Annotated in this window: 13 protein-coding genes and 1 pseudogene; 7 read left to right on the forward strand and 7 right to left on the reverse strand. The window is 46.4% G+C overall.

Translation table 11 applies throughout. The annotated features are described in order from the left end of the window. The 6 genes from RYL88_RS07660 to RYL88_RS07685 form a co-directional block, all read right to left on the reverse strand. Positions 1 to 744: aspartate kinase (locus RYL88_RS07660; RefSeq protein WP_314990310.1), on the reverse strand; the 744-nt coding region annotated here is incomplete at its 3' end. Next, complete coding sequence (locus RYL88_RS07665; RefSeq protein ID WP_314990312.1) at positions 744 to 1,211, reverse strand: RNA pyrophosphohydrolase; 468 nt, start codon at positions 1,209 to 1,211, stop codon at positions 744 to 746. The genes RYL88_RS07660 and RYL88_RS07665, both read right to left, overlap by 1 nt. A 225-nt stretch (positions 1,212 to 1,436) precedes the next feature. Then, a complete protein-coding gene (locus tag RYL88_RS07670; RefSeq protein ID WP_314990314.1) occupies positions 1,437 to 2,198 on the reverse strand; it encodes a hypothetical protein in 762 nt (253 codons plus the stop codon). Positions 2,199 to 2,238: 40 nt separating this feature from the next. Continuing rightward, positions 2,239 to 2,643, reverse strand: coding sequence for a PepSY-associated TM helix domain-containing protein (locus RYL88_RS07675; RefSeq protein ID WP_314990316.1), 405 nt, complete (start codon positions 2,641 to 2,643; stop codon positions 2,239 to 2,241). Between the two features lie 111 nt (positions 2,644 to 2,754). Further along, a complete protein-coding gene (locus RYL88_RS07680; RefSeq protein WP_314990317.1) occupies positions 2,755 to 3,375 on the reverse strand; it encodes a PepSY-associated TM helix domain-containing protein in 621 nt (206 codons plus the stop codon). A gap of 87 nt (positions 3,376 to 3,462) precedes the next feature. Continuing rightward, the gene (locus RYL88_RS07685) at positions 3,463 to 5,424 is read right to left on the reverse strand and encodes a TonB-dependent receptor (protein ID WP_314990319.1); all 1,962 of its coding nucleotides are present in this window, start codon (positions 5,422 to 5,424) and stop codon (positions 3,463 to 3,465) included. Positions 5,425 to 5,537: 113 nt separating this feature from the next. Between RYL88_RS07685 and RYL88_RS07690 the strand changes: the two genes are divergently transcribed. From RYL88_RS07690 to RYL88_RS07720, 7 genes are all read left to right on the forward strand, one after another. Then, positions 5,538 to 6,488 (forward strand): AraC family transcriptional regulator, encoded by a 951-nt coding sequence (locus RYL88_RS07690; protein WP_314990321.1) that lies wholly within the window; start codon positions 5,538 to 5,540, stop codon positions 6,486 to 6,488. A 267-nt stretch (positions 6,489 to 6,755) separates the two neighbouring features. Next, a complete protein-coding gene (gene hemW / locus RYL88_RS07695; RefSeq protein WP_314990323.1) occupies positions 6,756 to 7,808 on the forward strand; it encodes a radical SAM family heme chaperone HemW in 1,053 nt (350 codons plus the stop codon). A 65-nt stretch (positions 7,809 to 7,873) separates the two neighbouring features. After that, a complete protein-coding gene (tatB, locus tag RYL88_RS07700) occupies positions 7,874 to 8,278 on the forward strand; it encodes a Sec-independent protein translocase protein TatB (protein ID WP_314398280.1) in 405 nt (134 codons plus the stop codon). Further along, the gene (gene tatC / locus RYL88_RS07705; protein WP_314990326.1) at positions 8,278 to 9,033 is read left to right on the forward strand and encodes a twin-arginine translocase subunit TatC; all 756 of its coding nucleotides are present in this window, start codon (positions 8,278 to 8,280) and stop codon (positions 9,031 to 9,033) included. Before tatB ends, tatC begins: the two co-directional genes overlap by 1 nt. Positions 9,034 to 9,058: 25 nt before the next feature. Continuing rightward, complete coding sequence (gene queA / locus RYL88_RS07710) at positions 9,059 to 10,087, forward strand: tRNA preQ1(34) S-adenosylmethionine ribosyltransferase-isomerase QueA (RefSeq protein ID WP_314990328.1); 1,029 nt, start codon at positions 9,059 to 9,061, stop codon at positions 10,085 to 10,087. A 10-nt stretch (positions 10,088 to 10,097) separates the two neighbouring features. Continuing rightward, complete coding sequence (locus RYL88_RS07715) at positions 10,098 to 11,117, forward strand: hypothetical protein (protein WP_314990329.1); 1,020 nt, start codon at positions 10,098 to 10,100, stop codon at positions 11,115 to 11,117. Positions 11,118 to 11,360: 243 nt separating this feature from the next. Next, positions 11,361 to 11,696 (forward strand): hypothetical protein, encoded by a 336-nt coding sequence (locus tag RYL88_RS07720; RefSeq protein WP_314990330.1) that lies wholly within the window; start codon positions 11,361 to 11,363, stop codon positions 11,694 to 11,696. 865 nt (positions 11,697 to 12,561) lie between these two features. Here RYL88_RS07720 and RYL88_RS07725 read toward each other — a convergent pair. Continuing rightward, positions 12,562 to 12,664: pseudogene (locus RYL88_RS07725) on the reverse strand (Holliday junction resolvase RuvX); the annotation flags it as partial.

Here is a 12,664-nt window from a genome sequence, read left to right on the forward strand (position 1 = left end):
CACTGCTTCCATACTCTCTTCCTTTGTTATTAGTGTTCCTTCGTTGTGATTAAAGCTGCTTCTGGTGACTAAATTTACGTTTAGCTTTTTAGCTAGCTCGACTGAGCGGTTTTGCAGCACCTTTGCACCTAGGCTGGCAAGCTCTAGCATCTCGTCGTAGCTGATTTTATCTAGCTTTTTAGCCTTTGGCTCGATGCGAGGATCGGTTGTATAAACTCCGTCTACGTCGGTGTAAATCTCGCAAAGATCCGCATTTAGCGCGCCTGCGATCGCCACTGCGCTAAGGTCGCTACCGCCTCGTCCCAGAGTAGTCGCGTCGCCCTTTTCGTCTATACCCTGAAAGCCAGCTACGACGACGATCTTGCCCGCCTTTAGCTCTTCCTTCATACGCTTAGTATCTATCGCCTCGATCCTAGCCTTGGTATGCACGCTATCTGTTATGATGCCCGCTAGCCTACCGCTCAGACCAACTGCGGGATAGCCTAAATTTATCAGCGCTATCGTTAAAAGCGCGCAAGTAACGCGCTCGCCTGAGCTAAGCAGCATATCCATCGCCACTCCGTCGGGAGCCTTCGTATAATGCTCGGCGTACTCCACCAGCTGATTAGTCACGCCGCTCATAGCCGAGACCACGACTACGACGTCCGCGCCGCTTTTTTTAGCCTCTATCGCTCTAGCGGCGACGTTTTCTATCCTCTCAAGCGTCCCTACGCTCGTGCCGCCGTATTTTTGGACGATTAACATTAGATAAATCCTTTCTCTTTAAAGTAGCCGATAACCTTGCTATAAATCGGCTTTTTGAAGTGGTTTACGTCGCCTAAAACCTCACTTGAGTTTATAAATCTATACTCGTTAAATTCGGGTTTTTTGGTATTTATATTTATCTTCGCGCTAGGGCGCAGCCGCACTAGAAAATATTTTTGCGTCTGCCCGTCGAAATTATAAAATTTCCTACTCGTCGTGCCCTCTGGGAAGTCGTAGCTAAGCCACTGCGGATACTCGCTAAGCACGTCTATTTCATCCGTGCCTATCTCCTCTTTTAGCTCTCTTTTTAGAGCTTCTTGCGGCGTCTCGCCCTCGTCTATGCCGCCCTGCGGGAACTGCCAGATACCCGTCATATCGCACCTTTGCGCGATAAATATCCTACAATCAAACGGATAAGAGGGCGCGAGTATGACCGCCGCGACGTTTGGTCTATATTTTTTTTCCATATTTTTTCCGAGAATTTTTAATTGCGGATTTTAACGAAAAATAGTTAAGATATAGCTAAATATCGCGAGACTAGCGGAAAAATTTGGCGCTTAGGCTTAAAATTTTTATTTAAATTTTTAAACTACGAATTTTACTTCTTACGGCACATTGCGGCGCGGTAAAATTTGCGCATTTTACTTGATTATCCGTCAAATTTCACCGCCTTGACGGCTAAATTTGAGCCACTATTTTAGCTCCAATATCGCCCGCACCTCTTCGTCGGTAAACAGACTCGCGCTTTCGTGTTTTTTGCGCTCAAGCGCAGCTTTGGTCTCGGCGCGCGGCGTCAAATTTTGCCCAGGCTCGTTAAAATCAAACAACGCAGCCTGCGCCGAGTCGTCAGAAACAGCCGCTTTTACGGCATCGTTTGAGGTAGCCGCTTTGCCAAATGGGGCCGTTTGAGTAGCTCCGCCAAACGCGGAAGCTTCTTGCTTAGCGGTAGTTTGCGCGCCCCTAGCTAGAACCGCGGTTTTTGGCGCTTTGCTTAAAGAACCTGTTTGCAAGATAGCCTTTTCCTCGCGGCTTCTCTCTTGATACGGCGCGACAAGTGGCCTATCTTGTAAAATTTGCTCCTGCGCAAAAGCGGTTTTTTGCTTGCTCTTAGCCGCTAAATTCGGCTCAAATTCGGCATCGTCAATCGCCTGACGCGCATTTTCAAATTTAGAATTTTCGTCAAATTTAACCGCCGTAGATTCGCCGCTCTCGTTAAATTTATCGTCCCGCAAAAACAAAGATCCGTCGGGCAAAAGCTCGTCCCGTTCGTCTTGGCGCGTAAAAAGCTCGCTTACGTTGATAGCGTCCGCGCTACCCTCGTCTTTGCTCGGCGCTTCATTGGCGCTTTGTCCGAGCTCCTCGATGCCTGTTATACGAAGGCCCGGCATCACGGCCTTAAAGCTTTGCAAAATCGGCAAAAAAGAGCCGTCAAATCCATCCAAAATCACTCGCATATTTAGCCTTTTTCGGTTTTTTCGAGCGATTTTATCAAATTTATCTTTTGAGCCGTTTTAAGCTCATCCAAAAACCGCTTATAACGAAAAATAGAACCGACGCCGAAGCTAAACAAAATATAAATTTACCGACCGCGCCCAAAAAATATCCCGAATGCAAGCTCAAAACCGCTTTGTGAATCGCAAAGGGCCTTGGCATCGAGCTTTTGGCGTCGTCAAACCTCGCATGTCTGATAATTTGCCCCTTAGCGGCGTTTATCGTCATCGTATTTACTTTATCGTCCTCTTCTAACCCTTTATCAAAGTAAAATATCATAAAATTTTCGCCGTCTTCTTGCGTGATGACGTTAAAAAGCTCATAATCGCCTCTATCTCGTTTAAAAATATCTATCGCGGCCTCTAAATTCGCTATCTTAGCCTCGTCCTCCAGTGAAAATCCCCTCACCTGCGTAAAGCTCTTTTTTCTAAAAATTTCTTTTTCGCCAAGCGCATTATTTACGAGTTTTGCCGCCCAGTCTTTCTACCAGTATTTCCCCGTAACGCTCATAAAAGCCAATTATAAAAAAAGATAAACGCCCGCAAATCCGTGCAGGCTGTATAAAAATGCATAGCCTTTGGCCTTGATTTTTAGAGTAAACGCGCGCATAAATTTAGTTTTAAAACTAGGGTAATAAATTATCAATCCAGATATAACCAAGATAACCAAAGCGATAGAACAAACCGCAACGATATGCTTGCCTATAAGCCTTAGCGTCTCGTTTTCGCTAAGCCCAAGGCCTAAGTTAGTATGTAAATTTAACATTAGTCCGATAAATTTATCGCCGAAATTTTCGCCCGCTATCTCGCCCGTGTATTGATTTATAAAATACGACTTAAACTCGCCTTTAGTATTCGTGCCGGATACGCCTAGAGCGTGATTTGCGTCCGAGTTTATCTTGTAGTAGCTAAGCGTAAAATTAGCTTCCTTAGCTTTAAAAATATCTAAAATTTCTCTCGCGCTAAGCTCTTTTTCGCCTTGCTCGACGAAAGTTTTTTGTGAGTTTGCAAGGTCTATAATCTCGTCGTGATAGGATATGACCGCGCCGCTAAGAGCGACGATAAGCAGCGGCACAATACAGGCTAGGCTTAAAATCAAATGGACGTTAAACCAAAATTTCTTTTTCTTTAAAAACGGCATCTTTCTCCTTAAATTTAAACTCGAATTTTAAAAATCGGTAGCAGGGCGGCGATCGCTACGCGCCGCTCCGCTTAAATACGGCTAAATTTAAAAATTTACGTTAAATCCGAGTCTATATTTAACCCCGTCGGCGATTAAAATTTCATAGCGTCCCGATTTCGTCGTTACGTATTCGTTAAAGATATTATAAACGCTAAAATTTACGCTCGCGTTTTTAGTTAGCTTGTAGCTTGCGCCCGCGTCAAATAGCGTATAATCCTTTATCTCCTCGTCACCCGGTAGGCCGTAAACGGCCCTGGTTTTGCCTAGATAGTTCATCTGCGTCCAGAAATTTAGATCGGGCGTCATATCGTAGTCAAGCCCTATTTTTACGGTATGTACGGGTAGATTGTTTAGAGATTTGCCCTCGTACGCGCCCGATTTTTGCTTTGATTTAGTATAAACGTAGCTTGAGTGCAGGGCTAAATTTGATAAAATCTGCCAGTCTGAGGCGAGCTCAACGCCTTTTACTTCGGCTTTGCCGATATTTACGCTCTCCCAGACGCCGCGCCTATAGGTCTTGCCGTTATGCACGCAAGCAACGCCCGGGCGCGCGACGCAAACGGGTTTCGTGCCTAGACCGTCTTTTATCCGCGTATAAAACGCCATCGCCGAGACGTTAATGCTCTCGTCCCCGTACGCGACGCCAGCCTCGTAGTTTAGGCTGGATTCGGGTTTTAGGTCGCGTTTGCCCAGCTGAGCTCCCATACCGCCGGCAAAAGGCAGAGCAAGCCCGTCGGTTCGCATCTTGATATCAGGCGTCGAGTAGCCTGCCGATACGCCGCCTTTTAGCGATAAATTTTCGCTTAGATGATACACGGCATATCCGCGCGGAGATACGTGTCCGCCGTAGTCTTTGTCGTGATTATACCTTAGGCCCGCAGTTAGCGTGAGCGCGTCGGTCACGTCAAAATCGTCCTCGCCGTAGAGCGAAAAATCATATCTCTTTACGTTTGCGGCGTCGGCCGTCGTTGCCTTTTCGTTTAGCCTTTCTCTTCTGTATTCAGCCCCCAGACTTAGCGTGTTGTTATCAAAAAAATACGTTCCCTTGGTATTTAGCGTCGTCGTTTTTAGCGTGAGGTCTTGCTGACCGCTTTCTTTCATATTATCGTGCGTTAAAAAGCTTTCAAGCAGCAGTTTATCGTATTTGCCCGTATGCGAGAGCGAGGCGGTATATCCGCTCATCTTTTCAAACGCGACGCTCGTATTATCGCCGGTAGCCCTTCTTAGCGTCTTGCCTTCGGTGCGCTCGTATTTATTTACTACGCGGCGCAGATCCAGCGCTATTTCGTCGTTTTCGGTGGCGTTATACATGATTTTCGCGCCGAAATTTACGTCCTCGTTTTTGCGGTTCGTAAAGACTCGCTCGTCTTCGAATTTATGAAAATACCGCCCGTAAAGCGCGATGCCTAGCACGTCCGGGATCACTGCGCCATTTACGTAAAAGCCGGTTTGATAGTCGTCGTTTATCCCGCTTTTGCCCGCAAGCGTATAGTAGCTGTTTACGTTTCCGCTAAATTCGTTTGAAAAGCCCTTAGTGATGATGTTTATGACGCCTCCCATCGCATCCGAGCCGTATAGAGAGCTCATCGGCCCTCGCACGATTTCTATACGCTCGATCGTGTTTGCCGGCGGGAGGAAATTTTGAGAGCTACCGACCGCGCGAAGCCCTCTATACGCGCTATCGCTGGTCGCAGGACGACCGTCTATTAAAATTTTAGTGTATTTTTGCCCAAGGCCTCTCATCGTGATACCGCGTCTGCTAGCCGCCCCCAGCGTCGCGCCGAACACGCCCGGAGCGTCTTTTACGACGCTTTCTATATCTTGGTGATTGCGCCTGGCTATCTCTTTTTGCGAGATTACCGAAACGGAGGCGGGCGCGTCTTTGATATTTTGCTCAAAACCCGTCGCGCTAGTTACGGTAACTTCGTTTAGTTTTACTTCATCGGCCGCCTGCGCGCAAGATAGCGCCAAGCAAGCTAGCATAGAAATTTTAGGCATACTTTTCATCTTTAAACTCCTTATTTAAATTTAAACCCTATTTTACTATAATCAGATAATTATTATCAATACTTAGGCAAACGGTAGAGGGATTTTTATCAACGCTAAAAGGATAAAAGCGAATGAAGGTCGAATTTAAAGATATTTTACGAGCAAACGAGCAAGAAATCGCGCAAAATTCGGCGCGCTACGGACAAAGCGCGTGGCAAGAGCAAGATAGAAAATGCAAGGTCGAGTTTTTTAAAGGCGCAAGCGGAGCAAGCTACTGCAGGAGCGAAATAATCTGCAACAAAAGCGTAAAAAGACGGCTTGAAAGGAGCACTGGCTACTGCTTTTTGCTCTTTAACGACGCAAGAGGGGACGCCGGGCTTAAAGCGGGTAAAAAAACTTTTTGCCTAAAGGCCGGAGAGTTTTGGACGGGACGCGTAGATAGCGGATTTGAGGGCATTTGCGAGTATCAAAGCAGCAGCTACGCCGGGCGATGTATCGTGCTAAAAAACGAGTTAGCCGGCGAGCTAGCGGCATTTAAAAATTTAGGAGAAGAAAACGAAATCTGCATCCAAACGGCTAAGACAAATTTAGCCCAAAGCCTGATTTTACGAGAGCTTTTAGCCGCGAGCGAGTTTGAGGGTAAGATGCGCGAAATCTTTATGGAAGCTAAAATTTTAGAACTAATCTATAAAAGCCTAGGCGCGCCCAAAATACCCGAAGCCGATGAAAAAAAGCGCGATTTTAGCGACGAATACGTAAAAATTTTAAATAAAGCAAGGCAAATTTTACTAAGCGACGTCCAAAATCCGCCCAGCATAAAAGAGCTAGCCAGAGCGTGCGCGACGAATGAATTTAAACTAAAAACGGGCTTTAAAAGCTACTTTGGCGATACGATCTACGGGCTGTTAGCGACCGAGCGGCTAAACGCGGCGAAAAAACTTTTAGAGCGCGGAGACGTCTGCGTAAGCGAAGCCGCAAAAATCGTCGGATACGCCAGCGCTCCGCATTTTGCAAAGATTTTTAGAGAAAAATTCGGCGTTTTGCCGACGCAAATTTTAAAACAAAAGAAATTTTATACGTAAATTTAACGCTCTTGCGGGGCTTTGCGGACGTTAAATTAAAATAAAATTTAAACGTATCGGCGCGATTTTTTAAATTTAACGGGCGGCAAAAACGGCGGTAAATTTTAAAATTTAAAAGCGTCAAATAGCTTGCCAGAGTCGGTTTTGCGCCTAAATCCGGCCCAAATTTACCGCAAACCAGCACGCAAGCGGCACAAAAGCAAAATATCAAACGCCGCGCGATAAAGCCGTAAAATCTGCTAAAATACGGTAAAAACAAAGGCCAAAATGCTTCTTTACGTCCACATCCCTTTTTGCGAGAGCAAATGCCCATACTGCGCCTTTGGCTCGGTGGTGGGCAAACGAAATTTAACGAGCGCGTATTTTGACGCGATGATTGCTGATTTTAGGGAGCAAATTTTAAAATTTGACGTAAAAAACGGCGAGATCGAGACGATTTTCATCGGCGGAGGGACGCCAAGCGCCGTGGACGGTGGCTACTACGAGCGATTATTTGAGACGGTCGCGCCATATCTAGCGGCAAACGCCGAGATCACGACGGAGGCAAATCCAAACTCGGCAAGCCTAGCGTGGCTATCGCAGATGAAATCATACGGCGTAAATCGCGTAAGCTTCGGCGCTCAAAGCTTTTTTGAAGATAAGCTTAAATTTCTTGGGCGCATCCACGACGCAAGGCAAATCTACGAAGCAGTCGCAAGCGCCAAGACCGCAGGGCTAGAAAACATCAACGTAGACCTCATTTACGGCACGAAGCTAGATACCAAAAAACGCCTCGAGCAAGAGGCTCAAAACGTCCGAAATCTAGGCGTTTCGCACGTCTCGGCGTATTCGCTAACGCTTGAGGAAAATACCCCCTTTGCCGGCAAAATAAGCTACGCAAAAGATAGCCCGAGGCTGGCTAAATTTATGATAGACCGCATCGAAGAAATCGGCCTAAAACAATACGAAATCTCAAATTTCGGTCAAATTTGCAAGCATAACCTCGGCTACTGGCAGGGCAAAAATTACCTTGCCGTCGGCGCTTACGCGGTCGGGTTTTGGCGAGACCATCGCTTTTATAATGCTTCAAATTTAAACGCCTACGTAAAAAATCCGCATGCTAAAAAAACCGAAAATTTAAGCGCGGACGAGCTAAATTTAGAGCGGATATTTTTAGGCGCTAGAAGTATCGCGGGTATCGAGCAAAACAGCCTAAACGCCCAGCAAGAGCAAAGAGCGTCGCTACTAAAAAAGAGCGGAAAATTAAAATTTAAAAACGGGCGATATTACGCCGAAAATTTCCTCACCGCGGATGAAATTTCTTTATTTATCGCGGGCTGATTTATGCGAATTTGAGATAAAAAACGATAAAATGAGCGCTTTAAAATAAAATTTAGGATAAAAAAATGTTTGGCATGAGCTTACCCGAGATCATCGTCATAGCCGTCGTAGCGGTGCTATTTTTGGGGCCCGATAAGCTTCCTAGCGCGATGGTAGAGATAGCGAAATTTTTTAAAACCGTCAAAAAAACGGTCAATGACGCAAAAAGCAGCTTTGATCAAGAGATAAAAATCCAAGAACTCAAAGAGGACGCGAAAAAATACAAAGAAAGCATCGCAAAAACCACCGAAACGGTGCGAAAAAAGCTTACCTTTGAGGAGCTTGACGAGCTCAAAAAGGGCGTAAACGACGTCGCTAGCGGCGTCACGGACGGCCTAAACGACGTAAAAAAGAGCGTCGAAGCAGTCAAAAACCCTGGTGAAGCCGTCAAAAACGCCGTTCTAGGCGATAACGAGAAAAAAGAGGCGTGATGTTTGAAGAGCTAAAACCGCATTTAGTAGAACTAAGAAAAAGGCTTTTTATCAGCGTTTTATCGGTCGTAGCGATGTTTATCGCGTGCTTTAGCTTTTGGAAACCGCTGCTAGCCGCGATGACAGCTCCGCTATCTAAAGTCCTGCCAGCAGGCAGCAACATCATCTTTACGCAGGTACAAGAGCCGTTTTTTACCGCGATGCAAGTGGCGTTTTTTGCGGGTTTGATACTCGCGCTACCGGTGATATTTTGGCAGCTATGGCTCTTTGTCGCGCCCGGTCTTTACGATAACGAAAAAAAACACGTTATTCCGTTTGTTATTTCGGCTACTTTTATGTTTTTAGTCGGCGCGGCGTTTTGCTACTACGTCGTGATACCTATCGGCTTTGAGTTTCTCGTTACCTTCGGCGGGCAGCTATTTACGGCGCTACCTAGCATAGGCGAATATGTCGGCTTTTTCACCAAGCTCCTCATAGCTTTCGGGCTAGCTTTCGAGCTTCCAGTTATTACCTTTTTCCTTGCTAAACTCGGCCTAGTCGATGATAAGATGCTTAAAAACTCCTTCCGCTACGCTATCGTAGTGATTTTTATATTTGCCGCGATCATGACGCCTCCTGATATCCTCAGCCAGTTTTTGATGGCTGTGCCTCTCATCGGTCTTTACGGGCTTTCTATCTTTATAGCCGCCCGCATAAATCCGGCTAAAACCGAAGAGCCTGAGCAAGAAACCGACGAAGAAAAAGAGGACGAATAACCATGAAACAAAGTAGGCTAGCCAAATGAGTCAAATTCTAAATCCAAACTCGCTTGACGCCTACGACTACGAGCTACCGCCGGAGCTAATCGCAAATTTCCCGACCTTTCCCAAAGAGGACGCCAGGCTACTAGTCTACGAGCGAGCTAGCGAAAAAATCTCTCATCTAAAATTCGGCGATTTGCCCGAAATTTTACCGCCTTGCGATATTATTTTTAACGATACAAAGGTGGTAAAAGCTAGAATTTACGGCAAAAAAGATAGCGGCGGCGAGACGGAGCTTTTACTAAACTCTCCGCTTGCGGACGGTAAATTTAGCGTCTACATAAAAGGCAAGGTCCGCGCGGGCAGCGTTTTAAATTTCGACCGAAATTTAACCGCCGAGGTCTGCGAGCTCTTTGAGGATGGCTCTCGCACGGTCAAATTTAGCCAAAACGGCGAGTATTTGGACGCGGCCGCGCTTTATAGAGTCTTATCTCGCATCGGTCACGTGCCTCTGCCGCCTTACATCAAACGAAGCGACACCGAGGATGATGAAAGCTGGTATCAAAGCGTGTTTGCCAAAAACGAGGGCGCGGTGGCGGCTCCGACGGCGAGCTTGCACTTTAGCAACGAGATGATTGCACGCCTAGCCAAAGACCGCGAGATAGCCTACCTCACGCTGCACGTGGGCGCAGGGACATTTAAGGGCGTGGAGAGCGAGGATATCACGCAGCACAAGATGCACGCGGAGTTTTACGATATCCCGCTAGATACGCAAAATTTGATCGCTTCAAACAAACCGATCCTGGGCGTAGGCACAACGGTGACGCGCTGCGTGGAGGAGTTTGCTAGAAGCGGCAAGTCTAGCGGCGAGTGCAAATTGTTTTTAAATTTAAACAACAAACCCATCCGCCAAAACTACCTGCTTACGAATTTTCATCTACCAAAATCAACGCTAATCATGCTAGTAACTAGCTTTGTCGGACTTAGTCAGACTATGCGGATTTACAAAACCGCCGTGGAGCAAAAGTACAAATTTTACTCCTACGGCGACGCGATGCTGGTTATTTAAAGGGGCGACGATGAGCTTTTTAGGCGCATTTTTGATCTCGCTCGCCTTTTATGCCGCGCTATGCGTCGGATATTTTTTATACGCTAGGACGCGTAGGCAAAAGCGAAATTTCATCAAATTTGCCCCTTTGCAAAAAACGTACGAACCGCAAAACTCCGATAAAAACCCTTGCAAAATCGATATCGCGGGAGGTTTGGTATTTCTAGTCTCGTCGCTAAACGAAGATGCGGCAAAAAATCGCAACCGAGTGATTTTTGATTACGACATTGCGTATCCGCGCATATTTTATGCGGATATAGACGCCCTAACTAAGCTTATAGACGCGCTAGCGCAGATATTTTTAAAAAGCGTCTCGGACTCGACCGTAACGATAAAATTTTTGCTCTCGAATTACTATAAAGATAACGTCAAATTTACGATCAGCGCGACATCCAAGACCAATTTCTTCGTAAATAAAAACCCCTGCGCCATACATATAAATATGTCGAAAAAAAGCCGTAAATTTTACCGACTAGCGCAAGCTCTCGCCCGTAAAAACGGCTCTGATATATGGTTTGAGTTTGGAAACGCGGTTCGCATAAGCACCGAAATATCGCTCAAAATATCAAGCCGAAAGCTTGACGCCGTAAAAAATATAAAAATAAAAAATCCCAAAAATTTCATCGCCCTCATAGCTCATCCGGACGCTAGCGCCTTTTACGCATTGAAAAAGGATCTCGATTTTATCGGTATCGACGTCAAACCATGCCGCGAATGGGACGTCGTAAAACGCCACGTGCGAGATATGATTTTTCGCCCGGATGTCGTTTTTATCGACGAGAGCTTATTGCAAAGTATAGACGAGTCGCTACAAAACGACATAGCAGAGAAAAAAATCGCTCTTGTCGTGCTTAAAAATACAAGCGCGCAGACAAACCTAAATCCAAAAATACGCGCCCTGTCGCTGCCGCAGCCATATTTGCCGGATATGCTCGTGCGCGTCTTAAACGAAGCTTACGAATCTAAGACGCAAAACGGGGATAAAATTTAGCTTTTTGAAATTTTACTCGCATTTTTAAACCGCCCTGCTTCGTTTGACAGCGTAAAATTTGGCACAAAACCGCTACCGCCAAAACGATAAATAAGTCCAAATAAAGGAGGCTAAAATAAATAAAATAACCTGCATCCGCCTAGGCACGCAAAGCATGCAAAGGGCGCTGAAATTTTACAGAGACGGCCTGGGTTACAAGACGGACTATAAAGACGACTACCCGCAGGTATACCTTTAACTCCCGTGGCTAAATTTGAGCTCTGCTCTCCCTTTTTTTTGACGCGCCGGTGGCGAGATACCAGCGAAAACGATCCGCCCGGAGGCAGCGGACTTGGCGGTATCGCGCTAACTTGCAACGTAAAAAACAAAGAGGATGTGGGTAGCGTCATAGAGCTAGCAAAAAAGGTGGGCCACGCCATCGTCAAGGAGCCCCAAGATACGTTTTGGAGCGGATATAACGCTATTTTGCCGATCCTAACGGATACTAACGGGAGGCGGCTTGGGGGCCCTGTTTTAAATTTGACGAGGACGGGCTGCTCAAATTTAACTAGTTGCGGCGTCAAAGCGCTTTTATTTTAGCCGCTTAACCGACGCAAAAAGTAAAAGATATAGCCATATACATACACGGAAAAAACGGAAGCGCGGCAGAAGCGGCCCGCTACAAACGGCTTTTTGCAGATAGCGACGCGTTTAAATTTGATTGTGAGAATTTGATTACGAAGCGCGCACGCCGCGGGAGGCGAAAGAAAAATTTGCACCTTATTTTGAGTCTATCCTTAAAAGCCGCAAATCCGTAACGATCGTAGCAAACGGTATCGGCACGTTTTTGCTATGCACGCCTTGCAGGACATACACACGAGAAGGCCTATTTTATCTCCACTATCTTGATCCTAAACATGATATCGCAGGCAAACGCGAGCGAGGAGGAGCTGCGAGATAAGGGCGAACTGAGCACAAAATTTGGAGAAAAACTTTCGCGCAAACACCTCTGCTACGTCAGAGAACATCCTGCCTTCTGGACGGTGCCGACGCATATTTTATACGGCGAAACGACAATCTAACATCTTTTGAAACGATTTGCGAGTTTGCAAACAGGGCCGGCGCAACTCTTACCGTCATGAAAAACGGCGAGCATAGATTTAGCACGGCGGAGCAAATGCGGTTTTCGAGTGAGCGGATACGGAGCTATAGCCGGCAGCGACGCCTAGCTAGGCTTGGAGGAGTTTTTTATCCGAGTCCGTGCGGTCAAATTTGACTCATAAATCCGCCGCTCAAGCCGCTTTTAAATTTTACGCAAAATCTAGGTCAAATTTACTGCGGGGTCGTAAAATAAGCTCAAATTTTACTCAACCTCCGCACTAGCAACGATCGGCCAAGACGCCCCCAGGCGTAGCCCTAGCGCAAAACTCAAATTTGCCGCCGTTTTACCGCGCGCCAAACTGTCTCAAAGCCCCAAATACCGCTTTAAAATAATCATCGCCGCGATGCTGTCTAGTCGTCCGTCGCGTCTGCCATCGGCGTAAATTTCGCTCGCCTCAAAGCTACTC

This window comes from uncultured Campylobacter sp., from assembly GCF_963517995.1.
Classification (GTDB): Bacteria; Campylobacterota; Campylobacteria; order Campylobacterales; family Campylobacteraceae; genus Campylobacter_A.

Bases quoted from the DNA above. Each gene is read 5' to 3' on its own strand.
- RYL88_RS07690 (WP_314990321.1), top strand. From the start codon at position 5,538: ATGAAGGTCGAATTTAAAGATATTTTACGAGCAAACGAGCAAGAAATC.
- RYL88_RS07670 (WP_314990314.1), bottom strand. From the start codon at position 2,198: ATGCGAGTGATTTTGGATGGATTTGACGGCTCTTTTTTGCCGATTTTG.
- RYL88_RS07665 (WP_314990312.1), bottom strand. From the start codon at position 1,211: ATGGAAAAAAAATATAGACCAAACGTCGCGGCGGTCATACTCGCGCCC.
- RYL88_RS07685 (WP_314990319.1), bottom strand. From the start codon at position 5,424: ATGAAAAGTATGCCTAAAATTTCTATGCTAGCTTGCTTGGCGCTATCT.
- RYL88_RS07715 (WP_314990329.1), top strand. From the start codon at position 10,098: ATGAGCTTTTTAGGCGCATTTTTGATCTCGCTCGCCTTTTATGCCGCG.
- queA (WP_314990328.1), top strand. From the start codon at position 9,059: ATGAGTCAAATTCTAAATCCAAACTCGCTTGACGCCTACGACTACGAG.
- tatB (WP_314398280.1), top strand. From the start codon at position 7,874: ATGTTTGGCATGAGCTTACCCGAGATCATCGTCATAGCCGTCGTAGCG.
- tatC (WP_314990326.1), top strand. From the start codon at position 8,278: ATGTTTGAAGAGCTAAAACCGCATTTAGTAGAACTAAGAAAAAGGCTT.
- hemW (WP_314990323.1), top strand. From the start codon at position 6,756: ATGCTTCTTTACGTCCACATCCCTTTTTGCGAGAGCAAATGCCCATAC.
- RYL88_RS07680 (WP_314990317.1), bottom strand. From the start codon at position 3,375: ATGCCGTTTTTAAAGAAAAAGAAATTTTGGTTTAACGTCCATTTGATT.